The following is a 22,640-nucleotide window of genomic DNA, read 5'->3' on the forward strand; positions in this document are numbered from 1 at the left end:
GGCGGAGATGGGGCGGCGGCATCTGATGCCGGTGTCGGCGTGGCCGATATCCTCACGGCGCGTCGCGCGGGGCCTTCAGCATATCGCGGACCGCCGCCCGCTGGATCTTGCCCGATGCCGTGCGGGGCAGCGCGTCGACCACCACCAGGGCGCGTGGACATTTATAGCCCGCCAGCCGGTGCCGGGCGAAGTCTCGAAGCTGGTCGAGATCCGGGCCGGCCCCGTCGCCGGCGGCCTCCACCACCGCCGTCACCCGCTCCCCCCAGACCGGATCCGGCACACCGACGACGGCAACCGCCGCGACCGCTGGATGATCGATGATCACGTCCTCCACCTCGATCGGATAGACGTTCTCGCCGCCGGTGATGATCATGTCCTTCAGCCGGTCGGTCAGATACAGATAGCCCTCCGCGTCGACATAGCCACCATCGCCGGTCCGGAACCAGCCATCCACGATCGCCTCGGCCGTGTCCTCGGGCCGGTTGGCATAGCCGGCCATCAGCATGTCGCTGCGGATCCAGATCTCACCATGCTCGCCCGGCGGGCAGACGGCGCCATCCGGCCGCCGGATCTCGCAGGCGACACCGGCGAGCGGACGACCGACCGAGCGCATCAGATGCGGCCGCGCGGGATCGTGTTCGGCCGGGCCCAGAACATGGGTCGAGCAGGCCTCGGTCATGCCGTAGAACTGGGTGAAGCCGCAGCCGAAGGCGGCGATCCCCTCGTTCAGCAGGGTGGAGCCGACGGGCGAGGCACCGTAATAGAGCCCGGCAAGCCTTGGGGCCGGCGCGCCGGTCCGACGAATGTCGTCGAGCACCATCCGGATCACGGTCGGCACCATGAAGATCCGTGTCACGGCGTGGCGGTTGCACAGGGCGATCAGGCTGGCCGGCGACGGATCGGCCGTGTGGATCATCGTGGCGCCGACCGCGAGGCCCATCATCATGAAGCCGATGCCGGCCATGTGGAAATTGGGCATGGCCGACAGGCCTGTATCGTCGCGCCGCCAGTCATCCCATTGCGGCGAGGCGTCATAGGCCGACTGAAAGGCGCTGACCGCGCCATGCTTGAACAGAACCCCCTTGGGGCGCCCGGTCGTGCCACTGGTATAGATGATCGTCATGGCGCCGGGGCGCCTGTCCCGCCGGACCATGCAGCGCCGCCGCCAGCCTTGGCCCGGCCTCAGCCGTGGTCGGCAGCAGGGCCGGCCGCGATGCCTCGCCGTCGAGCGCCTCCGCCACCAGATCAGCGAAATCCGGATCATCGATCAGAAGCGCGGGCCGCGCGTCGTTGAGCACATAGGCAAGCTCGGCCACCGCATAGCGCCAGTTGAGGCTCGCCAGCACATAACCGCCACGCGCGCAGGCGAACAGGGCCTGATAGAACAGGTCGCTGTTCCGGCCGAAACAAGCGATGACGGCCCCCGCCTCCAACCCCTCCACCTGCCATCGGGCGGCCAGCCGCCGGCTGCCGTCTTCAAGCGCGCGAAAGCTGGTCTCGCGGCCATCGAAGACGATGGCCGGCTTGTCCGGCGTCTCGGCGGCGAAGCGCGCCGGCAGATCGGCGATCCACGCCACCGCTGCCCGATCGATCGGTGGGCCACTCACACGCATGAAGGTCCCCCCTTGGATGGTGGTTGTTTCGTCCGTCTATTGTTATCGTATTTTAGATATGCAAGCTTACTATAATCTATAGTAGCAAGCACCCGGGAGGACGCCGGATGCACACACAGGGGCGGAGGCATATGCAGGGACGACAGGTGCTGATTACCGGCGCAGCGTCGGCGATGGGCCGCGCCGGCGCGCTGGTCTTCGCCCGCGAAGGCGCCCGGCTCGCCCTGGTCGATATCGACGGCCCCGGCGTCGAGGCCCTCAGCCGCGAGATACGCGATCAGGGCGGCCACGCCGTGGCCATCCAGCGCGATCTGTCCGATCCGGCGGGGGTTCGTGGCCTGGTGGCCGAGGCCGCCGGATCGCTCGGCGGGCTGAACGTGCTGTGGAATCACGCCGGCATCAACGGTCCCGCCCTCGAATCCCTCGATCTTGCCAGTTATGACACGATGATGGCCATCAATCTGACCGCCACGGTCCTGACCTGCGGCGAGGCGCTGCCGCGGATACGGGCGGCCGGCGGCGGCGCCATTCTGCTCACCTCCTCGGTCGCGGGTCTGGTGGGATCGATCCAGAACCCGCTTTATTCGGCCACCAGATCCGCCCTGGTCGGCCTCGCGAAATCCCTCGCCATCCGCTATGCGCCCGACGGCATCCGCGTGAACGCCATCTGCCCGGGACCGGTCTCATCGCCCATGCTCCGCGCGCTGATCGATGGTGAGCACGGCCGGGAGATCGGCGCCCGGCTGCTCGCCTCCATTCCCATGGGCCGGCTGGGGCGGCCTGAGGAAATCGCCGAGGCCGCCCTGTGGCTCGCCTCGGACGCGGCATCCTTCGTGACCGGCGTGGCCCTGCCCGTCGATGGCGGCGTCACCGCCCGCTGACCTTGCCGCCACCGGAGAATTTCCATGGTCGAAGACACGATTGCAACCGATCTGTCCGATGGCGTCATGACCGTCACCATCCGTCGCCCGGCAAAGCACAACGCCATCGATCTCGCGGTCGCCGACGGCCTGTCCCGTGCTGTCGAGACCTTCGCGGCCGACCCGGCATCGCGGGTCATGGCGATCAGATCCGAGGGCCGCTTCTTCTCCGCCGGGGCCGATCTCAACAGCCCGCTCTTTCCAGATCCCGATTTCGCCGGCCCGGCCGCGTTCCGGCGCTGGTATCGGGGCGGCCGCGGCAGCCTGCATCCCCTGTTCGACATGATCGAGGCGGTGGAAAAGCCGGTCGTCGTGATCCATCGAGGCCCCTGCCTGGGCGGCGGGCTTGAATTGTCGCTTGCCTGCGACTTCCGGATCGCCGGCCGCAGCGCACGCTATGGCCTGCCCGAGATTGCACTCGGCGGCCTGCCGGGATCAGGCGGCATCAGTCGCCTCACCCGCATCGTCGGTCCGCACTGGGCACGCTGGCTGGTGATCACCAACATGCGCATGGATGCCGATCAGGCGCTCGCCGCCGGCCTCGTCCATGACGTCCATGACGACGACCGGCTGGACGAGGCGGCGATGCGCTTCTGCCGGCATCTCGCCACCCTTCCCGCCGAGGCGGTCGCCGCCGGCAAGCTCGCGATCGAACTCGCCACGGATCTCGATCGCGCGCAGGGCCGCAATGTCGAGCGACTGGCCGTCAGCAGCCTGGTCATGGGTCCGGAATACCGCGAGAGCATCGCCGCCGTCCGGGCACGGCTGGCATCCCGCCGCCCCTGAACCCGCCACCCATTGCCGGACGCGCCCGCTCATTGCCGGACACGCCCTTCCTTTCCGTCAACAGGATCTCCCCATGACGCCTTCACACCGGAAATCCGTGCTCGTCGCCGGCGGCATCGGCCGTGCCGTCTGCACAGCCCTTGCGGCCGACGGCTTCGACGTGGCCTTTACCTATGGCCGCAACCACGACGGCGCCGAAACGCTTGCCGCCGAACTGGCCGCCGCCGGCGCGCGCGTGCCCAAGGCCGACATCCTGTCGGCGGCACCGAAATCCGCGATCGAAACGCTGTTCCGGGGCATCGCCAAGGAAGAGGGCCGCAACGGCATCCGGGCCAATTGTGTCGGCCCGGGCTGGATCGACGGCGGCATGGGGCGCCGCGTGGTGGCGGAGCAGTTCACGCCCGCCAAGCACGACCGTCTTCTGGCCGGCACGCGCTGGGCCGCATGGGCACGCCCCGCGACGTCGCGGCGGCGGCGGCCTTCCTGCTCTCGGACGCGGCCGGCTATATCACGGGGCAGAGCCTGGCGGTGGATGGCGGGCTTCAGCTCTGACGTCATGCCTCGTTGTCCGGTGATCGCCACATCCCGCCGGCGGGATGTGGCGATCACCGCTGATGTGGTAAGCTTGTGATCGATATGCATGGCCTCGGACACTCCCCGGTGACAATGGGCACAGCGCGGGGCGTGGCCTTGTCTTCCTCCCGGAGCAACGAATGAAGCGTAAGCAGGCACAGCCGCAGGCCCCGTCCGAAACCATCGCCCCGCCACCCCCCGGTCTGGTGGGGCCGCAGGAATTCAGGATCGGTTTCTATGTCCACGACGTCTCGCGGATGCGACGGACCCTGTTCGACGCGGAAATGAAGCCGCTCGGCATCACCCGCTCGCAATGGTGGGTGATGGCCCAGCTCTCGCGCAGTCTCTCGCATGGCCAGGACGGCATGCTGCAGACCGATCTTGCACGGATCCTGGATGTCGGCAAAGTCACCGTCGGCGGCCTGATCGATCGGCTGGAAGCGGGCGGCTTCGTGAAGCGCCTGCCCGACGGCCGGGATCGCCGCGCCAAGCGCGTGATCATCACGGAACGCGGCTATGAGATCCTTGAGGCCATGACCTCGATCGGCCGACAGCTCAACATCAGCATCCTGAAGGGCATCTCCCCCGACGACATCGCCGTCGCCGAGGCGGTGCTGGCACGGATGAAAGACAATCTGCGCCGGTTGATCGACCCTGAGGCCGGCGGGCTCGATTGAGCGCCGCCGGCCGCCGCATCCACCGCGACGCTGTCGACGATCGCCTCGCGTTCCCGGGCAAGCTGCACGGCGAGCGTCGCATCCATCGCGGCATCCAGGGTGCGGGCGATGGCGCCACGCGGCGCGCGGGCGAAGCCGGCTGCCGCGGCCGTCACCTCGACATCGAAGGCGGCACCCGGCACGATCCGGTCGACGAGACCAAGGGCCAGCGCCTCGGATGCCTCCACCGTCGCGGCGGTCACTGTCAGGCGCCTGGCGACCCGCCAGCCCACCACACGCGGCAGCAGCCAGGTCACACCGCCATCAGGGGTCAGGCCGATGGTGCGATGGGCGAAGATCAACATCGCCGTCTCGTCGGCGACGACCAGATCGGCCGCCAGCACGAAGGCCAGCCCCGCACCGGCCACAGGGCCGCGCAGGGCGGCCACGACCGGACGGTCGACCTGGAGCAGCGCCTCCACCATCGCCGCCGCGTCATCCAGCCGGGCACGGAACCCGGCCTGCCGCTCGGCCACCGGCTCGGCAAGCGCGCGGCGGAAGCCCGCCACATCGCCGCCGGCCGAAAACACCCCACCCGTCCCGCCGAAGACGATGCAGCGCACCCGATCATCCACGCGCGCGGCGGTCAGGATCCGGGTGAGCGGCACCGTCATCTCGCGGGAGATCGCGCTACGGGCACCCGGACGATCGAAGGTGATACGGAGCACGCCGTCGTCCAGCGACGATGACAAGCCCGGGGCTTCGGTGATCGGGCTCGTGGGCTCGGGCCCCTTTCCTCAGATCGGATCCCAGCGGAACACGTCGGGCGAGGTGTCGACAGACACCATGCTGCCCCGCAGCGCCGGCAGCGCCGTGGCGATCGTCGTCTCGGGCGTCCAGCCTTCGGCCATCTGAACCGTGCGGATCGGGCGCGGCTGGCTGAACAGCATCAGCTCGTTGTTGCGCGCGCCGAGGATCTGGCCATTGATATCGGCCGACGCATCCGACATGAGCGCCACGGCCAGCGGCGCGATCTTATCGGGGGTCATCCGGCGAATCACCTCCAGCCGCTTGCGATTGCGTTCGTCGTTCTGCGGAATGGTCCCCACCATGCGGGTGAAGGCAAAGGGCGCGATGCAGTTGGACCGCACGTTGAAGCGCCGCATGTCGAGGGCAATGATCTTCGACAGGCCGGCGACGCCCAGCTTGGCGGCGCCATAATTCGCCTGGCCGATATTGCCGATCAGACCGCTGGTCGAGGTCATGTGGATATAACAGCCGCTCTGCTGGTCCTTGAAGAAGGATGCGGCGGCCCGCGAGACATAGAAATAGCCGTCGAGATCCACCCGGGCGACGATGTCCCAGTCGTCCTTGGTCATCTTGTGGAAGATGCGGTCGCGCAGAATGCCGGCATTGTTCACCACCACGTCGATCCGGCCGAAGCTGTCGACCGCCCGCTGCACCATGGCCTGCGCGTCATCCCAGTCGGCGATGTTGCCGGTGTCGGCGACGGCCTCGCCGCCGGCCGCATTGATCTCGCCCGCCACGATACGCGCCGGCCCGGTATCGTTGCCGTCGCCGCTGGGGGAGCCGCCCAGATCGTTCACGACCACCTTGGCGCCGCGGCTGGCCGCGAGTTTGGCGATGTATGATCCGATGCCGCCGCCGGCACCGGTCACGAGCACGACCTTGCCCGCGAGAAGCGTGTTGTCGGTCATTCTGTGATGTCCTTGATAGGAAGAAGGCCGCCGTGGCGACTTTCGAGGGGGTGGAAGAAGGGAGGCGAGGGGCGCGTCAGCCCGTGATCACGGCGCGGCCGCGATCCAGGACGACGACGTCGCGTTCCTTCGACCGGCAGCGGAAGCGCACCCCGCCGTCGTCCTGGTCGAAGATTTCGGTGATGATGGTCTCGCCGGGGAAGACCGGCTTGCTGAAGCGGACGAACATCGAGGTCAGACGGGCGGGATCATTGCCGGCCCGCGCCCGCAGCAGCGCCCGCGTGGCAATGCCCATGGTGCACAACCCATGCAGGATCGGGCGGTCGAAGCCGGCGGCGCGCGCCGGCGCCGGATCGGCATGGATGGGATTGTAGTCGCCGCTCAACCGATAGATCAGCGCCTGTTGCGGCAGGGTCGAAAGGTCGACCACGACGTCGGGCGTGCCGCCGGGCAGGAGCGCCGGCGCATCGGGCGGCGTGCCAAAGCTGCCCGATCCGCCATCGCCGCGCAGGAACAGCGCGCTGCGCACGGTGGCGACCAGATCACCGGCTTCGTCGCGCAGATGCTTGACCTGGTGGAGAAGGGCGCCCTTGCCCGCCCCCTTGTCCTCGACCGCCTCGATCTCGTAGTCGCCATGCACGACGCCCGCGACGGGGATCGGCTTGTGGATCTCGAAGCTCTGCTCACCATGCAGAATGCGCACCCAGTCGATCCCGAATTCCGGCCGTTTCGCCCAGAAGCCGGGGTGGGCCAGGATGACGCAGATCGAGGGAACCGCCTTCAGCCCATCCTCGTAGACGAAGGGCAGTTCCGTCGGATCGACCGGGTCGGCGCCAAAGCCCAGGCCCAGGGCATAGAGGATCGTGTCCCGGAAATCGAACCGATGTTCGACCGGCGCGAAGCGATGATCCCTCACCTTCGCCAGATGCATATGACACTCCTGTCAGACGGACCGCCAGGATAGCGGCACATTTGTATATGATATGTAAGTTTACTATATAGCCGCGCCATCGCTCAGACAACCAGCCCGGCGCCCTCCGGCCAATAGCGGCGGCGCAAGTCGGCGCGAAGGATCTTCCCCGCCTCGCTGCGCGGCAGCTCAGCCACGAAGTCGATCATGCGCGGGCATTTGACGGGATTGAGCCGGGCGCGACAGAAGGCCATCAACTCACGTGCCAGGTCGTCGCCGGAGACGGCCGGTAAACGGCACACGACCACCGCCCTGACCGCCTCGCCGAAATCCGGATCGGGCACGCCCAGCACGGCGACATCCGCCACCGCCGGATGATCGGCCAGCACCATCTCCACCTCGCGCGGATAGATGTTGACCCCGCCGGAGATGATCAGGTTCGACTGCCGGTCGGTGAGATAGAGATAGCCATCGTCATCGACATAGCCGACATCGCCAAGGGTGTACCACCCCATGGCATGACGGCTGGCAGCGGTCTTAACGGCCTCGCCGTGATATTCGAAGGTCTTGCCGCTCGACATGTAGATCAGTCCCGGCACGCCAACCGGGCATTCCTCGCCCTGCTCGTCGACGATGTGCAGCTCCGTCCCGGCCGATGGCCGACCCACTGACCCCGGATGTGCAAGCCATTCGGACGACGTGATGACGGTGGTTCCGACCGATTCCGTCCCGCCATACATCTCGTGGAGGACCGGCCCGAACCAATCGATCATCCGCCGCTTGGTCGGGATGGAAATCGGTGCGGCTATATGGATCACCACACGCAGGCTGCCCAGCTCTGCCACTGTCTTCACCGCGTCGGGCAAGGCCAGCATGCGGACGAACATGGTCGGAACAAACAGACCATGGGTGACCTGATGGCGGCTGATCGCCCGGAGCACGGCCTCGGCGTCGAACTTGCGGAACACGATGACGGTGCCGCCGGCGCGCTGCGCATGCATCATGAACCTGAGCGGGCCGGTATGGTAAAGCGGCCCCGGATTGAGAAGCACCATGCCCTCGCCAAAGCCGTAGGTCTCGACCATCTGCCGATGGCGCGGCGGCGCGACATGGGGCGACACCGGCTGGAGCGGATGCCGAATGCCTTTCGGCCGTCCGGTCGTGCCCGAGGAATAGAGCATCGACGCCCCGCGCGACCGATCCTCGACCGGCTGGTCGTCCTGCCCCGCCACGGCGGCCTCGTATGAGGCGAAACCCGGTGCCTCACCGTCGATCATGAAGGCCATCAGCCCGGGAAGATCCCGGCTGGCGGCAACCGCCGTGTCCGCGACCGCGGCCGAGGCGATGAACACACGGGCGCCGCAATTGGTCAGCACATAGCGCAGGTCGTCGACGCCCGACTGCCGCGCGATGCAGACATAGTAAAGGCCGGCGGCCTTGGCCGCCCAGACCAGCTCGCCATAGCGGATGTGGTTCTCAAGGCAGAAGGCCACGCAATCGCCCGGACGCAACCCCAGCCCCACGAACAGATTGGCGAGCCGGTTGGCGCCGCGGATCATGTCGCCATAGCTCAGCGTCTCGCCGGTATCCGCCACGATCACCGCCGGCCGGTCCGGCTGCGCCAGAGCGTGATGCCAGGGGCTGGCGACAATGCCCGGGGGTGCCGGCGGTCGGGGTGATGTGAGTGATCGAGGTGGGGGCGATTGCGCCATCATATCCTCCCTGGCTGTGGCCGGCCTCGCCGCTTTCCGGCTTTTGTCCATGGATAATTATAGAGCATATCATATGCAAGCAAATAAATTTGGCTACGACCGGCGCACCGTACTTATGCATGTCATATGATGAGAAATGACAAGCTCGCGCATTGAACACGGCGAAGACCGTGACCGCAGGCAGCGATCGGGAGGAAAAGACAGATGAAGAAAACGTTGGCACCACTGGCGGCCATGGCCGTCTTGTCGTCCATCGGGTCCGCGTCGGCCGCGTCCTACAGCCCCGGGGCAAACGACGACGAGATCCTGATCGGCATGACAGTGCCCCTCAGCGGGCCCGCCTCGGCCTATGGGATCGCCTGCGCCGCCAGCCAGGCCTTCTTCACGAAGGTGAACCAGGATGGTGGCATCAACCAACCGGCCGCAAACTGACCCTGCTGTGCGAGGATGACGGCTTCTCGCCGCCAAGGACGATCGAGCAGGCCCGCAAGCTGGTGGAGCAGGATAATGTCCGGTTCCTCTACAATGCCCTCGGCACCTCGGCGAACACAGCCGTCCGCCCCTATCTGGCGGCCAGGAAGGTGCCGCAGGTGCTGATCAATTCCGGCGCATCGAAATGGCTGGCGCCGGCCGAGAACCCCTGGGTCACCACCGGCCTGCCGCAGAACCGGACCGAGGCGGTGATCTTCGCCCGCCACATCCTTGAGACCATGCCCGACACCAAGGTCGGCCTTAGGCCGATGATTTCGGCAAGGATTACGTCGCGGGTCTGCGCGACGGCTTCGGCGACAAGGCAGACGACCACATCGTCGCGATCGAGACTTTCGACCTCGCCTATCCGACGGTCGACACCCAGATCCTGAACCTGAAGGCGCGTGGGGTCGACGTGGTGATCGTCGCGGCCCTGGCCAGACATGCGGCACAGGCCATCCGCAAGATCGGCGACCTTCAATGGCACCCGACGGTGTATCTCGGCTAGGCGTCGACGAGCATCGACTATGTGCTGAAGCCGGCCGGCCTCGACAACGCGCGGGGCGTGATCAGCACGGCGATCGCCAAACACCCCGACGATCCGCGCTGGAAGGATGACGCGGGCATGGCGCGCTATCTCGACTTCATGAAGACCTGGTTCCCATCGGGGGAGGTCGCGAGCCTGTCAAATGTGCTCGCCTATGTGACCAACGAGGTTCTGGTCGAGATTCTGCGGCGTGCCGGCGACGACCTGACCCGCACGAACATCCGGGACATCGCCCGCGACATCGACGTCCAGCCCGGCATGTACATCAATGGCGTGCGCTATACGGTGACGCCACAGGATCTGGACCCCATCAAGACCTTCCAGATGATCTGCTTCGACGGCGAACGCTGGCAGAGCTTCGGCGCGCCGATCTCCTCGACGGCGCGCTGACGCCACGGTGCCCGCGCGCGCCGCGCCGCCGGCGCTCGGCGTATGGACATCAGCGCCGTCGGCGCATGACGCATGGAGGACCGGCCTTGCCGCATGCCCCCGCCACACACCCCGCCCCCGCCGCCACCCCCACGGTCATTCTCGATATCCGCGATCTGGTCGTCAGGTTCGGCGGCATCCTCGCCCTGGATTCCGTCGGCTTCACCGCCGAGGCCGGCCGGATCCTGGGGCTGATCGGCCCGAACGGCGCCGGCAAGACCACAGTGTTCAACTGCCTGAGCCGGCTGTGCCGGCCCAATGCCGGCGATATCCTGTTCCGTGGGAAACCGCTATCGGGCCTGCGGCGTCACCGCATCGCCGGGGCCGGCATCGGCCGCACCTTCCAGAACGTGTCGCTGTTCGATCATCTGGGCGTGCGCGACAACATCCTGGTCGGCGGCCATGTACTGGGCCGCGCGGGCTTTCTTGCACACACGCTGCGCCTTGGCCGGGTGGCGCGGGAAGAAGCGGACCTCCATGACCGGGCCACCGAGATGATCGCGTTCATGGGGCTCGCCGGCCTCGACAATCGCCGGGTGGCGGACCTGCCCTTCCCGGTCCGCAAACGGGTGGAACTCGCCCGCGCGCTCATGTCCAGGCCGCATCTGCTGCTGCTGGACGAACCGGCGGCCGGCCTCAACCACGAGGAGGTCGAGGTGCTGAAGGAGCAGATCCGCGCCATCCGCGACCGGCTGGGGACGGCCATCCTGCTGGTCGAGCATCACATGAACCTGGTCATGTCGGTATCCGACAAGGTGGTCGCGATGAATTTCGGCCGCAAGGTCGCCGAGGGTCTGCCCGGCGAGATCGCACAGAACCCCGAGGTGATCCGCACCTATCTGGGGATGGGCGGCTGATGACCATCCTTCTCGACGTCAAGGGCCTCCAAGCCTTCTATGGCGGCACCCAGGCGCTGTTCGGCATCGACCTTGCCGTCATGGCCGGTGGCATCACCACGATCATCGGCGCCAACGGCGCCGGCAAGACCACCACATTGCGGGCGATCTGCGGGACGATCCGGACCACGGGAGACATTGTTCTGAGCGGGGCAAGGGTCGACCGGCTCGCGACCGAGGACCGGGTCCGTCGCGGGATCGGCCATGTTCCGGACGGTCGCGGCACCTTCATCGACCTCATTGCTCGGCCTCGCCATGCGGGCCGCCGCCCGCAATCCCGCATCGGCCCGGCTGATCGGCATCACGGTGGAGCGCATGCCCGCCCTCGGCTGGGGGTTCGCCGGCGTCCTTGGCACCGTCGCGGGGCTGCTCATCGCTCCGGTCACCTATCTTGAACCGGGCATGATGATGAGCGTGCTGCTCTATGCCTTCGCGGCGGCCATGCTCGGCGGGCTGAACAGCCCCGCCGGCGCGGTCGCGGGCGGCCTGCTGTTCGGCGTGCTCTAAAATCTGGCCGGTACCTATGTGATCGGCAACGACCTGAAGCTGAGCTTCGCCCTGGCGGTCGTCGTCACCGTGCTGGTCATCCGTCCGAACGGGCTGTTCGGACGGCCGGGCGTCAAACGGGCCTGACGCCCGGCCGGTCTCAACGCCCCCGCGTCACCTGTCACCGCGTCACGTCTTTCGGGCCGCCCTCCCTGGCCGCATCATTCCTTGGGAAAATCATCACGATGCCCGCATCCACCGCCTCGTTCCGCCTGCTCGCCGCCGCCTTGACCTTCCTGGCGGGTCTGGCCCTGGGCCTGCCGGCCCTGCGCCTGGAGGGTCACTATCTGGCGCTCGCCACCTTCGCCCTTGTCATAGCCATCCCCCAATTGCTGAAGCATGACGCGCTGGAAGACTGGACGGGCGGGGTGGCCGGCCTCTATGTCACCCGCCCTGAGGTGCCGGGCTGGCTGCCGCTGGATGCCGACCGGTGGATCTACCACATCGCCCTCGCCGTCGCCGTGATCGCGTTCGTGGCCACCCACAACCTGCTCTCCGGCCGGATCGGCCGGGCCCTGGCCGCCATCCGCGACAACCCGCTGGCCGCCGAGGCGATGGGGATCGATCTGCATGTCTACAAATGCCTCACCTTCGGGATCAGCGCCCTGCTGACCGGGCTTGCCGGCGGTGTCAGCGCGCTTGCCATCGAATTCGTGGCGCCTGAGAGTTTCCCGGTCTACCTGTCGGTCTTCCTGCTGGTCGGACTGGTCGTCGGCGGCGTCGGAACGGTGCCCGGCGCGGTATTGGGGGCCGCATTCATCGTTCTCGCCCCCAATCTGGCAACCCAGGTGTCGACCGCCGCGACCGGCGTGGTCTTCGGCGTCTTCGTGGTGGTGTTCATGTATGCGCTGCCCGCCGGCTCCTGGGGGCTGATCACCCGGGGCTGGCGCTCTCTCGGGCGATGGGCCGGGCGTGGCGACGCCAATCCTCCCACCCTGTTGCCAGTGCCGGCCGGAAAGCCGGCGCGGCGGCGGCGATCAGGGCTTCGGCGCGGCGATCATGGGTAAGGCCGCGCAGATCCGCGATGCCGTGATCCGTCACCACCACGTCGATGTCGAAGCGGCTGAGTGAGACCGGCCCCTGCCCGGCCCCCGGCGGCACGACCCGGCTGATGCCGCCGCCGGCCGCCGTCGCCGGCAGCACGACCACGCGCAATCCGCCGCCGGCCCGGGCACCCTGGGCGAAATCCACCGCCCCGCCCGGCCCCGAGATGAAGCCGCCCACACGCATCTCGGCATATCCCTGCCCGAACAGATCGACCTCGTTGACGGCGTTGACGGTCACCAGCCCTTCGATCCCGGCCAGCACACCGGGCGCATGGGTGTATGAGACCGGCCGGAACCGGATGGCGGGATCGCCCGTCAGGTCATAGAGCCGGCGCGTGCCGATCGCCACGCCGGCGGTGACCGACACGCCCGGCCGCAGGGCGCCCGCCTCCAGCAGATCGACCACCGCGTCGCCGATCAGGCCCGAATGGATGGCGAGCCCGCGATGGCCGCGAAGCCCGGCGAGCGCCCCTTCGGGCGTGCGGCCAAGGCCCACCTGAAGGGTGGCGCCATCGGGCACCAGACCGGCCAGCCGGCGGGCGATCGCGCGGGTGGCGCCGTCGCCGCCGGGGCGGGCGACAGGAAGCTCCTGATCGTCCTCGATCACCAGCGTGAGGTCTGAAAGCGGAATGCCGGCGGTGCCATGGCTGCGCGGCAGGCGGGGGTTGATCACCCCGATCCGGACCGGAATCCGCGCCCAGAGATCCGGCAGGAAATCGCAGACCGGCCCGAAACTGCAGATGCCGTGATCATCGGGCGGTGCGACCATGAAGCAGGCGGCATCGATCGTCAGCCGCCGCAGATGATCCGACACCGCGCCATAGCAGAGCGGCAGAAACGTGGCCGCCGGGCCTGCGGCCTCAAGGTCCGGCGTGGTGAAGAAGCCGTGCAGCCGCCGCCCGCCGCCGAGCAGGCGGCCGGCGGGGTTGAGGCCGGGGACGAAGATGCCGGTGAAGGTGGTGCCGGCAAGCCGGTCGCCGGCCGAGGCGATCGCCGCCTCCACCGCCTGCGACCAGGCCGAACATCCCTGCACCCAGACCATCCCGCCCCGCGGCAGATGGTCGGGCAATCCGCCGGGGGTGAGCATCCTTGGCATGTCGGGGCCTCCCGGTTCAGAAGGCGACGCCGCCGGCGCCCTTGGTCCGCAGCATCGCCCGGGCCTCGTCGGGGGTCGCCACCTCCAGCGACAGCTCGTCGAGGATGCGACGGATCTTCGCCACCTGCTCGGCATTCGACCGGGCGAGCTGGCCCTTCGCGATATAGAGGCTGTCCTCCAGCCCGACCCGGACATTCGCGCCCAGGATCGCGCCCATCGTGACGAACGGCATCTGATGGCGGCCGGCGGCCAGCACCGACAGGCGGTAATCGGCGCCGAACAGGCGATCGGCGGTGGATTTCATGTGCATCAGATTGGCATGATCGGCGCCGATGCCGCCCAGAATGCCGAAGATCGCCTGAACGAAGAATGGCGGCTTCACCAGGCCCCGATCGACGAAATGCGCCAGGTTGTAGAGATGGCCGACGTCATAACACTCATATTCGAACCGGGTGCCGAGCGCGCCCAGATCGCGCAGGCCGCGTTCGATCTGGGCGAAGGTGTTCGACAGGATGAAGTCGCGGGTCATCTCCAGATAGGGCCGCTCCCAGCCGTGGCGGAAGGCCGGGACACGCGCGGCGGCGCCCGAGATGTCGAAATTCAGCGACCCCATGTTGAGCGAGGCGATTTCCGGTGCCGCCCATTTCGCCGGCGCCAGCCGCTCATCCAGGCTCATGCCCAGCCCGCCACCGGTGGTGATGTTGATGATGGCATCGCAGCGGTCGCGGATGGCGGGCAGAAAGGCCGCGAACAGCGCCGGATCCTGTGACGGCCGGCCGTCGGCGGGGTTGCGGGCATGCAGGTGCAGCACCGCCGCGCCGGCCTCGGCGGCCGCCACCGCCTGATCGGCGATCTCGTCCGCCGTCACCGGCAGGTGGGGCGACATGCTGGGGGTGTGGATCGAGCCGGTGACCGCGCAGCTGATGATGATCTTGTCCATGAATGCCGTCCTCACCTGGAACCGCGGCCGGAATACTGGTCGCCGGCGCGGCGGATCGTGGCCTCGTGTCGCGCCAGCACCCGTTCGGCCTGACGCAGATGCGGAATGTCGAGCATGCGGCCATCCAGCCCGACCGTGCCCAGACCGGGAGAGGCGGCGAAGGCCTCGACAACACGACGGGCATGGTCGACGGCGTCATCCGTGGGCGCGAACCCGGCATTGATCACCGGCACCTGGGATGGATGGATGGCGATGCGGCCGTCGAAGCCTTCCGCCGCCGCCGCGCGGCAACTGGCGAGCAGACCGTCCGGGTCGCGGAAATCGGTGTAGAGGGTCTCGATCGCCATCACCCCCGCTGCCCGCGCGGCCAGAAGCGTGGCACTGCGCGCCATGCGATAGGTGAAGGCCCAGCCGCCGGCGGGGTCGAGATTGGTCGAGGCACCGAGCGCCGTGCTCAGATCCTCGGCCCCCCAGGTCAGACCGGCGAGCCGGGGAAGCGGCTGGCGGGCATAGTCACCGAGCGCGAAGGGCGCCGCCGGCGTCTCGGTCGCGACCGGCAGGATCGATGTCGACCCGGCTGGCAGCCCGGCGGCCGCCTCGAAGGCATCCAGCCAGTGTGAGAGCCGGACAACGTCTGCCGGACCATTGACCTTGGGGACGACGACCCCGTCTGGCGCGCCCGGCATGATCGCGCACAGATCGGCGAGGGCGGTGTCATCGAGGGGGTTGATCCGGGCCCAGAGCTGACAGCGGCGCCCGGCGGGCGGCCGCGCCGTCAGGAAATCCCGCAGCAGCGCCCGGGCATCGGCCTTGCGGGCGGGCGCCACGGCATCTTCCAGATCCAGGATCAATGCGTCGGCAGCGCTGTCGTCGGATCTGGCGAGCTTGCGTTCACTGTCGGCGGGCACGAACAACCACGAGCGGAGGGTCATGATGCCGCCCGCCCGTTTCCTTTATCCGCATCAGGTCGTTTGAGCTGAAGCCCCGATCGCTTGCAGCTCGCCACCAGATCTCCGTGCTGGTTATAGGCGCGATGCAGGAAGGTCACGATACCGGCATCCGGTCGCGAACGGCTTTCGCGGAGCCCGATGATCTCTGTCTCGACCCGAAGCGTATCTCCGTGGAACACGGGCTTGGGAAAGCGCACCTCATCCCAGCCAAGATTGGCAATGGCGGTACCAAGCGTGGTGTCCCCCACTGAAATACCCACCATGAGACCAAGGGTGAATGCCGAGTTCACCAGCCGCGCGCCAAACTCGGTCTGGGTTCTGCAATAATCTTCATCCAGATGAAGACGGGCCGGATTGTGCGTGAGCGCCGAGAAGAACACGTTATCCGCTTCTGTCACGGTTCGTCTTATGTCGTGATGGAACGTCGAACCCAGTTCCATCTCGTCGTAATATAGCCCCGGCATTGGCCCCTCTTTCCCGCATCTGGCGCAGGCTTTATGTATGTCAGCATATAATAAGCTAGCATTCTAAAATTTCAAGAGCCTGAAGCCTCCATGGCGCGAGAGGCAGGCGCCGGTGGCGTCGCCGCCATCCCCTGGCTGGTCGTGCGGTGTCTGCACCCGGCGGCGGCATCACCGCCCGGCATCATCCTCTGGCGGGACCGGGCGGGGGCTGGTGCGGCGGTTGCCCTGGTCGGTCATGGTGGGGAAATCGCCCTGGTTTTCCACCGCCTCCAGCGGTTCGACCGGATTGTTGCGGATGCGGTCGGTCTCCGATCCGGGCCGGATGGTGGCGAGCGACTGGTTCTCCGCGATCGCGACCAGCTCGGCGGCACGGCCGCGATAGTCGTCTTCCCGGCCGGGGATGGCGCCCTCGTCGCGCCACAATTGCCGCATGTGATCACGGATGCGGCGCTCGCGTTCGGCATCGGTGAAGCCGCCGCGGGGATGGGAGGGGCTTGGCATGGTGGCACTCCGTGTGGCGTTAAGGCGCTGGCGTCGGTGTGCGGTCAATCGCCAGGCAGCGCCACGGGTTCCATGGCCGGCAGCGCCACGGGTTCCATGGCCGGCAGCGCCACGGGTTCCACGGCCGGCAGCGCCACGGGTTCCACGGCCGGCAGCGCCACGGGTTCCACGGCCGGCAGCGCCACGGGTTCCACGGCCGGCAGCGCCACGGGTTCCGCGGCCGGCAGCGCCTGGGCCAGAACCGCCACCACCCGGTCGATATCCGACGCGGTCACGATCAGCGGCAGCGACAGCGACAACCGCCCGGCGCGGTCGACGGTGAGGTTCAGCCCCAGCGCATAGCAGCGGCGTTCCACCGCCAGCGGATCCTGATCGGGCCGCAGCCACAGCGCCGCCAGCAGCCCCGCCACCCGCGCACCGCGCAAAGCGCCCCCCGCCGCCGTCAGCCGGTCGAGCCCGGCCGCCAGCCGCGCGCCCAGTTCCGCCGCCCGCGCCACCAGATCGCCATCGGCCAGCACGTCGAGCGTGGCCAGACCGGCTGTGGCCAGCATCGGGTTCTTCTCGTGCGTCACATGGCCGATCGCCAGATGGCCGGCGCGGTCCAGATCAGCGCGCGCGATCAACGCCGCCAGCGGCATCACCGCCCCGCCCAGCGCCTTGCCAAGCACGGTGATATCGGGCGTCACATCGAAATGCTGCGACGCGAACCAGCGGCCGGTCTTGCCGAGACCTGTTGGGATTTCATCGAAGATCAGCAGGCTGCCATGGTCGCGCGCCAGCCGCGCCACCGCCGGCCAGAACCAGGGCGGCGGCAGGCCGGGCGCCGAATGCACCGGTTCGGCCAGCAGCGCCGCCGGCGGCGGTCCGTTGCCGAAGGCCGCGACCAGCGCCTGATACGACACCCGCGCCGCCGCATCGGCATCACCCAGCCCGTCGGTGGGCCAATAGGCCGGCACATGGCGGCATCCGGACAGGCGCGGCATCGGCGCCGCCTCGGCGAAACGGCCGCCGACCGACAGCGCCCCCAGCCCGGCGCCGTGCCAGGCACCGGTGAAGGCGATGCTGCCCTGGCGGCCGGTGGCGACATAGGCAAGCTTCAGCGCGATTTCGATCGCGTCGCTGCCGCTGGGCGCGAACAGCACCCGCGCCGGCCCGTATGGCCACAAACCCGCCAGCCGTTCGGCCAGCGCCACCGCCGGCGCATTGGTGAAGCGGCGCGGCGCGAAGGGCAGCGTGGCGAGCTGGCGGGTCAGCGCATCGACCAGCCGGGGATGGCGATAGCCGATATGGTGACAGCCATTGCCATGGCCATCCAGCACCCGGTGGCCATCGCCATCGGTCAGCCACGACCCCTCGGCCGCCACCACGGCGCGCGCCACCGGCGTCGAGCCGCGCTGATGCAGGAAGGCTGCCGCATCGCGCGCGACCAGCATGGCCGGCCCCGCCCCGGTCATACCGCACCCATGGCCGCACCCATGGCGGCGGCGGGGTTCGTGCCGGCAGCCCTGGCGGGCAGGCGGCCGCGCTCCACCAGCCGGATCGCGGCCATGACGGTGAAAACGATGATCAGAATGGCGACACTCATCGCACAGGCGGCTCCGTAATAGGTGCCCTCGGCGGCATTGAGGATGGCGACCGCCGCCAGATCGATGTCCGGCCCTTGCAGAAAGACCACGGCCGAGACGGTCGACAACCCGTCGACGAAGACATAGAGCGCCCCCAGGATCGCCGCATGGCGCATCACCGGCAGCACGACATGGCGGATGCGCTGCACCGGGGTGGCGCCAAGGGCGGCCGCCGCCTCGTCGATCGACCGGTCGATGCGCCTGAGCAGGGCGCGGCCCGCCAGCACGCCCACGAACATGTTGCCGAACAGGATGTTGAGCACCAGCACCGCGTGGGTGCCGTTCAACGACAGCGCCCTGATCCCGAACGGCGCGTTGAAGGCGGTGAGATAGCCGATGCCAAACACCACCCCCGGCAGGATCGCCGGCAGCAGGATGATCAGCGCCATGCATTCGGTAAGCGCGGAGCGGTGGCGTTCGGCCAGATAGGCCGCGATCACCGCCAGCAGGCCGCCCAGCGGCGCCGCGATGCCGGCGACCACAAGGCTGGTCCAGACCGGCGTGATCCCCACCACCGACGACACGAAACCGGGCACCGCCTCCATTGCCGTGAAATGATGCGGTGTCAGCCCCCAGTCGCGCCCCCAGACCTTCACGAAGGCGCCGGCGATGATGGTGGCATAGATCACGCCGGTGGCGGCGATGACCGACCAGACCAGCAGGCTGAACCCGCGCCGCAAGGCCGGTGGCGGCGCCATCGCGGCCCCGGCCTGCCGGTTGCGGCCGCCATCATCGCCGCCGCCGAAGCCCGATGTGAAGCGCCGGCGGCCGCCGATCCGGTTCAGGGCAAGCGCGATCGCCAGCGCCGGCACGATCAGCCAGACCGCGATCGCCGCGGCGAAGGCGGTGTTGTGGAAGCCGATCATCTCGTCGTAGAGCACGCCCGCCAGCACCGGCAGGTCGCGGCCGATCACCATCGGGTTGCCGAAATCGGTCATCGACAGAATGAAGACCAGGGTCGCCGCCCGCACGATGCCCGGCTGCGCCATCGGCAGGGTGACATGGCGGAAGCGCTTCCAGGGCGACGCCCCGGCGCTGGCCGCCGCCTCGTCCAGCCGCCCGTCGGGGCGGGTGAACAGGTTGTCGAACACGATGAACGCGGCCGGCAGGAAGCTGAGCACCTGGGCGACCAGCACCCCGCCCAGGCCATAGAGATTGTCATGCGCGGCATCGGTCCAGCCGAGCGCGCGGTCGAGCAGGTCGTGGGTGATCACGCCATTGCGGCCGAACAGCAGCACCGCCGCGGTCGCCACCACCACCGGCGGCGACACCAGCGGCACCAGCAGGCCGAACCGGGCGAGGCCGGCGCCGGCCACCAGCCCGCGGCTGATGCCGAAGGCCGCCAGGAAGGCGAGCATGGTGGTGATGACGGTCGTGGTGGTGGCCAGCAGCAACGAGTTCAGCCCGGCGGCCCGCAGCCGGTGTTCCCGCGCGACCCGGCTGTAATGATCGATGCCGATGGTGATGGTCTGGCCGCTGCGCAGGGCCTCACGCGTCGCGGGCGCCAGGGCGTCGCCCGCCAGATGCACCAGCACCGCGCGCTTGTGCAGCATCGCCACCGCCAGCGGCAGATCCTCGGTCACCCGCGCCCGCAGATCCGGGGCCAGCCCGGCCAGCGCCTGCTCCGCCGCCGGGATCTGGCGGTCGAAGGCGGCCGCCCGGTCCCAGGGCACGTCCAGGCCGTTCAACGCGAAGGCGGCGGCGATCGCCTCCATCCGCGGGCGCGGCGCGGCCTCTGCCGCCCAGCGCGCCGGCAGGGCGGTGCCGCGATCACCGGGCAGCACCGCCAGCGCCGCGCGGGTCATGTCGGCCAGCCGGGCCGTCGACAGCGGCACCGGCACCTGAACGCTGCGGATCAGCATGCTGCCGATCGGCCAGGCAATGAACAGCGCCACCAGGGCCAGCATTGCAACCAGAAGGATGCGGTCGGACACGGATTTATGCATCGGCGAGCATCCGGCCGGTGATGCCGCCGGCCGCGACCGGATGGGGCAGCGCCTCCGGCGGCGGTGGCGGCGCGTCTTCGGCGGGCAGCACGCGCGCGAAGGCCGGGTCGATGCCGATCCGGAACCGGGCGCCGCGCGCGGCCATGGTTCCACCCGCGACAGACCACGTGCGGGTCGCGATATCGGCGGTGACCGTGCCGCCGCCGTCGAGCCGCAGGGTCAGCCGCACCACCGGCCCCAGAAAGGCGCTGGCCTCGACCGTGCCGGCAAGGCCCTCGCCCGGCATGGCATGCGCCGCCGGCGTCAGCGTGGTGTGTTCCGGCCGCCAGACCAGCAGGCCGGCACCGCCATGGGCCGCCGTTATGTCATCCACCGCGACTGTCATGCGCCCGACGCGGACAGCCGGGCCGGCGGTATCGATCGTGCAGGGCAGCAGATTGGCGGTACCGACGAAGCCGGCGACGAAGCTGTGCGCCGGGCGCAGATAGACCGCCTGGGGCGTGCCCGATTGCAGGATGCGGCCGTGGCGCATCACCACCATGGTGTCGGAAATTGCCAGCGCCTCTTCCTGATCATGGGTGACATAGACCGTGGTGATGCCCAGGCTGTCGACAATGCGGCGGATTTCGGCGCGCAGATGCACCCGGATGCCGGCATCCAGCGCCGATAGCGGTTCATCCAGCAACAGCACCGGCGGTTCCGGCGCCAGCGCCCGTGCCAGCGCCACCCGCTGCTGCTGGCCGCCCGACAATTCATGCGGAAACCGGTCTTCCAGGCCGGTCAGCCGGACCATCGCCGCCAGATCGGCGACCCGCCGGCCGATGGCGCGGCGGCTGTCGCCGCGCAGCATCAGCGCGAAGCCGATGTTCTGGGCCACGGTCTTGGTCGGAAACAGCGCATAGCTCTGGAACACGAAGCCCAACCCGCGACGATGCGGCGGCAGGCCGGCGATGTCGCGACCATCCAGCAGCACCTGCCCCCGATCGGCGGCGGCGAAACCGGCGGCGATGCGCAGCAGCGTGGTCTTGCCGCAGCCGCTGGGGCCGATCAGGGAACAGAAGCCGCCCGATGGCACGCTGAGGTCCACACCATCCAGCGCCATGGTGGCGCCGAAGCGGCGGGTGATGCCACGAAGATCGAGCACGGCCATCAGGGGGCTCCGTCCGGTTCGGGTGATGCGGAAGACCGGTGATGCAGACGCCCGATCAGTTTTCGTAGCGTTTGGCCCAGGCCTGCTTGAACCCGTCCTGGTCGATCGGCCGGCGGGTCTTCCACAGATGCACCTGATCCAGCGGCACATTGCCGAAGCCCGGCGCCGCGCCGATGCCGACATGGGGGGCCAGCGCGGTCATGCCACCTTTGCCGAACAGCCAGTCCATGAACACCTGGCCGTCCTGCGGGTTGGGGCCGCCCGCGACCAGACCGGCGCCTTCGATGATGTTCGGCGACATCCGGCCGATGACCAGCTTCACATCCGGATTGGCCTGCACCTGCTGAAGAATGGCGGTGTCATAGCTGAGACCGATGGCGTTCTCACCCGCGCTGACCTGCCGTGCGGCGGCGCTGCCGCTGGAATTGTACTGGACGACGTTCTGATGCAGGTTGTCGATGAAGTTCCAGCCGAACATGTCGTCCATGGCCGTGAAGATGGTGAAGCCGGTGCCGGATTTGGTCGGGGCTGCCACGGTCACCTGACCCTTATAGTCGGGGCGGATCAGATCGACCCAGTCGGTCGGCTCGGGCAGGCCCTTCTCCTTCAGCACGCGGGTGTTGACCGCCATCGCCATGATCGTGGCGTTGTGGCCGTACCAGAAGCCGTCAGTGTCCCTGAAGGCATCGTCGATGATCATGCCGCGCGGGGTATAGGGGGCCAGCACGCCGTCCTGCTTCAGCTTCGCCAGAGCGAAATCATTGACCATCCAGATCACGTCGGCCTGTGGATTGCCCTTTTCGGCGATCGCCTTCTCGGTGATCGGGCCGGTCGACATGTTGACCGCCTTGACCGTGATGTCCGGATGGGCCGCCTGGAACGCCGCCATCACATCCTTCTCGATTTCCGGGTTCGAGGCGGTATAGAGCACCAGTTCCCCCGCCGCCGCCGGCCCGGTGGTGGCGGAGGCAAGCGCCAGAACGGCGGTCGCGGTGGCAAGAAAGGCCCTGATCGTCATGCGCTGCATCACTGTTCTCCCCGAGACGGTGGCCGGCCCGCTGGATCTGCATCGCGGCCGCTGACGCCTTGATACCCCGCGATCGATGATGGCTTGTTGACAGAGTGGGCGGAATTCGTGCCCATTT

At 68.4% G+C, this 22,640-nt stretch carries 21 protein-coding genes and 6 pseudogenes; 12 read left to right on the forward strand and 15 right to left on the reverse strand.

Going from position 1 to position 22,640, the window contains the following annotated elements; translation table 11 throughout:
* Window positions 1-52: 52 nt before the first annotated feature.
* Complete coding sequence (locus IEW15_RS26285) at window positions 53-1,123, reverse strand: class I adenylate-forming enzyme family protein (RefSeq protein WP_188574824.1); 1,071 nt, start codon at window positions 1,121-1,123, stop codon at window positions 53-55.
* Window positions 1,032-1,613, reverse strand: a complete 582-nt coding sequence (locus tag IEW15_RS26290; RefSeq protein WP_188574825.1) for an AMP-binding protein — start codon at window positions 1,611-1,613, stop codon at window positions 1,032-1,034. The genes IEW15_RS26285 and IEW15_RS26290 overlap by 92 nt, the downstream gene beginning before the upstream one ends.
* A 131-nt stretch (window positions 1,614-1,744) precedes the next feature.
* Between IEW15_RS26290 and IEW15_RS03170 the strand changes: the two genes are divergently transcribed.
* The 5 genes and pseudogenes from IEW15_RS03170 to IEW15_RS03185 all read left to right on the forward strand — a co-directional run bounded on the left by IEW15_RS03170 (window position 1,745) and on the right by IEW15_RS03185 (window position 4,569).
* Window positions 1,745-2,494: an SDR family NAD(P)-dependent oxidoreductase gene (locus IEW15_RS03170; protein WP_188574827.1), complete on the forward strand. Its 750-nt coding sequence runs from the start codon at window positions 1,745-1,747 to the stop codon at window positions 2,492-2,494.
* A gap of 24 nt (window positions 2,495-2,518) precedes the next feature.
* A complete protein-coding gene (locus IEW15_RS03175) occupies window positions 2,519-3,319 on the forward strand; it encodes an enoyl-CoA hydratase/isomerase family protein (protein WP_188574829.1) in 801 nt (266 codons plus the stop codon).
* 73 nt (window positions 3,320-3,392) lie between these two features.
* Window positions 3,393-3,644, forward strand: a pseudogene (locus IEW15_RS26295) (SDR family NAD(P)-dependent oxidoreductase); the annotation flags it as partial.
* 113 nt (window positions 3,645-3,757) lie between these two features.
* Window positions 3,758-3,871: pseudogene (locus IEW15_RS26300) on the forward strand (SDR family oxidoreductase); the annotation flags it as partial.
* A gap of 161 nt (window positions 3,872-4,032) precedes the next feature.
* The gene (locus IEW15_RS03185) at window positions 4,033-4,569 is read left to right on the forward strand and encodes a MarR family winged helix-turn-helix transcriptional regulator (RefSeq protein WP_188574831.1); all 537 of its coding nucleotides are present in this window, start codon (window positions 4,033-4,035) and stop codon (window positions 4,567-4,569) included.
* Window positions 4,570-4,616: 47 nt separating this feature from the next.
* On the opposite strand, the pseudogene IEW15_RS03190 reads toward IEW15_RS03185, so the two are convergent.
* The 4 genes and pseudogenes from IEW15_RS03190 to IEW15_RS03205 all read right to left on the reverse strand — a co-directional run.
* Window positions 4,617-5,276 (reverse strand): annotated as a pseudogene (locus IEW15_RS03190) (enoyl-CoA hydratase/isomerase family protein); the annotation flags it as partial.
* Between the two features lie 69 nt (window positions 5,277-5,345).
* A complete protein-coding gene (locus IEW15_RS03195; protein ID WP_188574833.1) occupies window positions 5,346-6,266 on the reverse strand; it encodes an SDR family NAD(P)-dependent oxidoreductase in 921 nt (306 codons plus the stop codon).
* A 76-nt stretch (window positions 6,267-6,342) separates the two neighbouring features.
* On the reverse strand, window positions 6,343-7,197 hold the full coding sequence (locus IEW15_RS03200; protein WP_188574834.1) for a MaoC/PaaZ C-terminal domain-containing protein: 855 nt from the start codon (window positions 7,195-7,197) through the stop codon (window positions 6,343-6,345).
* A gap of 83 nt (window positions 7,198-7,280) precedes the next feature.
* A complete protein-coding gene (locus tag IEW15_RS03205; protein WP_306432572.1) occupies window positions 7,281-8,891 on the reverse strand; it encodes an AMP-binding protein in 1,611 nt (536 codons plus the stop codon).
* 201 nt (window positions 8,892-9,092) lie between these two features.
* On the opposite strand from IEW15_RS03205, the gene IEW15_RS25760 reads away from it, so the two are divergent.
* From IEW15_RS25760 to IEW15_RS03235, 7 genes and pseudogenes are all read left to right on the forward strand, one after another.
* Window positions 9,093-9,320 carry a hypothetical protein gene (locus tag IEW15_RS25760; RefSeq protein WP_229707780.1) on the forward strand — a complete coding sequence of 76 codons (228 nt, stop codon included), beginning with the start codon at window positions 9,093-9,095 and terminating at the stop codon, window positions 9,318-9,320.
* Window positions 9,321-9,361: 41 nt separating this feature from the next.
* The gene (locus IEW15_RS26715; protein WP_372401938.1) at window positions 9,362-9,751 is read left to right on the forward strand and encodes a type 1 periplasmic-binding domain-containing protein; all 390 of its coding nucleotides are present in this window, start codon (window positions 9,362-9,364) and stop codon (window positions 9,749-9,751) included.
* Between the two features lie 137 nt (window positions 9,752-9,888).
* Window positions 9,889-10,296 carry a type 1 periplasmic-binding domain-containing protein gene (locus tag IEW15_RS03215; protein ID WP_188574840.1) on the forward strand — a complete coding sequence of 136 codons (408 nt, stop codon included), beginning with the start codon at window positions 9,889-9,891 and terminating at the stop codon, window positions 10,294-10,296.
* 86 nt (window positions 10,297-10,382) lie between these two features.
* Window positions 10,383-11,192, forward strand: coding sequence for an ABC transporter ATP-binding protein (locus IEW15_RS03220; protein WP_229707782.1), 810 nt, complete (start codon window positions 10,383-10,385; stop codon window positions 11,190-11,192).
* 80 nt (window positions 11,193-11,272) lie between these two features.
* Window positions 11,273-11,407, forward strand: a pseudogene (locus IEW15_RS26535) (ATP-binding cassette domain-containing protein); the annotation flags it as partial.
* A gap of 67 nt (window positions 11,408-11,474) precedes the next feature.
* Window positions 11,475-11,864 (forward strand): annotated as a pseudogene (locus IEW15_RS26540) (ABC transporter permease subunit); the annotation flags it as partial.
* 98 nt (window positions 11,865-11,962) lie between these two features.
* Window positions 11,963-12,784 carry a branched-chain amino acid ABC transporter permease gene (locus IEW15_RS03235; protein ID WP_229707783.1) on the forward strand — a complete coding sequence of 274 codons (822 nt, stop codon included), beginning with the start codon at window positions 11,963-11,965 and terminating at the stop codon, window positions 12,782-12,784.
* On the opposite strand, the pseudogene IEW15_RS26460 reads toward IEW15_RS03235, so the two are convergent.
* The 9 genes and pseudogenes from IEW15_RS26460 to IEW15_RS03275 form a co-directional block, all read right to left on the reverse strand.
* A pseudogene (locus IEW15_RS26460) lies at window positions 12,777-14,054 on the reverse strand (acetyl-CoA hydrolase/transferase C-terminal domain-containing protein); the annotation flags it as partial. The gene IEW15_RS03235 and the pseudogene IEW15_RS26460 sit on opposite strands and share 8 nt — an antisense overlap.
* Window positions 13,936-14,859, reverse strand: a complete 924-nt coding sequence (locus IEW15_RS03240; RefSeq protein WP_188574844.1) for a BKACE family enzyme — start codon at window positions 14,857-14,859, stop codon at window positions 13,936-13,938. The pseudogene IEW15_RS26460 and the gene IEW15_RS03240, both read right to left, overlap by 119 nt.
* Window positions 14,860-14,870: 11 nt before the next feature.
* The gene (locus IEW15_RS03245; RefSeq protein ID WP_372401940.1) at window positions 14,871-15,794 is read right to left on the reverse strand and encodes an HpcH/HpaI aldolase/citrate lyase family protein; all 924 of its coding nucleotides are present in this window, start codon (window positions 15,792-15,794) and stop codon (window positions 14,871-14,873) included.
* Complete coding sequence (locus tag IEW15_RS03250) at window positions 15,788-16,273, reverse strand: MaoC family dehydratase (RefSeq protein WP_188574848.1); 486 nt, start codon at window positions 16,271-16,273, stop codon at window positions 15,788-15,790. The genes IEW15_RS03245 and IEW15_RS03250 overlap by 7 nt, the downstream gene beginning before the upstream one ends.
* Window positions 16,274-16,441: 168 nt before the next feature.
* Window positions 16,442-16,774, reverse strand: a complete 333-nt coding sequence (locus IEW15_RS03255) for a DUF2934 domain-containing protein (protein ID WP_188574850.1) — start codon at window positions 16,772-16,774, stop codon at window positions 16,442-16,444.
* A 44-nt stretch (window positions 16,775-16,818) separates the two neighbouring features.
* Window positions 16,819-18,228: an aminotransferase class III-fold pyridoxal phosphate-dependent enzyme gene (locus tag IEW15_RS03260; RefSeq protein WP_188574852.1), complete on the reverse strand. Its 1,410-nt coding sequence runs from the start codon at window positions 18,226-18,228 to the stop codon at window positions 16,819-16,821.
* A complete protein-coding gene (locus IEW15_RS03265; protein WP_188574853.1) occupies window positions 18,225-20,345 on the reverse strand; it encodes an ABC transporter permease in 2,121 nt (706 codons plus the stop codon). Before IEW15_RS03265 ends, IEW15_RS03260 begins: the two co-directional genes overlap by 4 nt.
* Window positions 20,338-21,495, reverse strand: a complete 1,158-nt coding sequence (locus IEW15_RS03270; RefSeq protein ID WP_188574856.1) for an ABC transporter ATP-binding protein — start codon at window positions 21,493-21,495, stop codon at window positions 20,338-20,340. Before IEW15_RS03270 ends, IEW15_RS03265 begins: the two co-directional genes overlap by 8 nt.
* Window positions 21,496-21,550: 55 nt before the next feature.
* On the reverse strand, window positions 21,551-22,522 hold the full coding sequence (locus tag IEW15_RS03275) for an extracellular solute-binding protein (RefSeq protein WP_188574859.1): 972 nt from the start codon (window positions 22,520-22,522) through the stop codon (window positions 21,551-21,553).
* Window positions 22,523-22,640: the final 118 nt, after the last annotated feature.

The organism is Tistrella bauzanensis, from assembly GCF_014636235.1.
Classification (GTDB): Bacteria; Pseudomonadota; Alphaproteobacteria; order Tistrellales; family Tistrellaceae; genus Tistrella; species Tistrella bauzanensis.

Coding starts and splice junctions, on each gene's coding strand:
- IEW15_RS25760 (WP_229707780.1), top strand. CDS start 9,093: ATGAAGAAAACGTTGGCACCACTGGCGGCCATGGCCGTCTTGTCGTCC.
- IEW15_RS03240 (WP_188574844.1), bottom strand. CDS start 14,859: ATGGACAAGATCATCATCAGCTGCGCGGTCACCGGCTCGATCCACACC.
- IEW15_RS03200 (WP_188574834.1), bottom strand. CDS start 7,197: ATGCATCTGGCGAAGGTGAGGGATCATCGCTTCGCGCCGGTCGAACAT.
- IEW15_RS03185 (WP_188574831.1), top strand. CDS start 4,033: ATGAAGCGTAAGCAGGCACAGCCGCAGGCCCCGTCCGAAACCATCGCC.
- IEW15_RS03255 (WP_188574850.1), bottom strand. CDS start 16,774: ATGCCAAGCCCCTCCCATCCCCGCGGCGGCTTCACCGATGCCGAACGC.
- IEW15_RS03250 (WP_188574848.1), bottom strand. CDS start 16,273: ATGCCGGGGCTATATTACGACGAGATGGAACTGGGTTCGACGTTCCAT.
- IEW15_RS26285 (WP_188574824.1), bottom strand. CDS start 1,123: ATGACGATCATCTATACCAGTGGCACGACCGGGCGCCCCAAGGGGGTT.
- IEW15_RS03270 (WP_188574856.1), bottom strand. CDS start 21,495: ATGGCCGTGCTCGATCTTCGTGGCATCACCCGCCGCTTCGGCGCCACC.
- IEW15_RS03275 (WP_188574859.1), bottom strand. CDS start 22,522: ATGCAGCGCATGACGATCAGGGCCTTTCTTGCCACCGCGACCGCCGTT.
- IEW15_RS26290 (WP_188574825.1), bottom strand. CDS start 1,613: ATGCGTGTGAGTGGCCCACCGATCGATCGGGCAGCGGTGGCGTGGATC.
- IEW15_RS03175 (WP_188574829.1), top strand. CDS start 2,519: ATGGTCGAAGACACGATTGCAACCGATCTGTCCGATGGCGTCATGACC.
- IEW15_RS03195 (WP_188574833.1), bottom strand. CDS start 6,266: ATGACCGACAACACGCTTCTCGCGGGCAAGGTCGTGCTCGTGACCGGT.
- IEW15_RS03265 (WP_188574853.1), bottom strand. CDS start 20,345: ATGCATAAATCCGTGTCCGACCGCATCCTTCTGGTTGCAATGCTGGCC.
- IEW15_RS03235 (WP_229707783.1), top strand. CDS start 11,963: ATGCCCGCATCCACCGCCTCGTTCCGCCTGCTCGCCGCCGCCTTGACC.
- IEW15_RS03205 (WP_306432572.1), bottom strand. CDS start 8,891: ATGATGGCGCAATCGCCCCCACCTCGATCACTCACATCACCCCGACCG.
- IEW15_RS03170 (WP_188574827.1), top strand. CDS start 1,745: ATGCAGGGACGACAGGTGCTGATTACCGGCGCAGCGTCGGCGATGGGC.
- IEW15_RS03260 (WP_188574852.1), bottom strand. CDS start 18,228: ATGACCGGGGCGGGGCCGGCCATGCTGGTCGCGCGCGATGCGGCAGCC.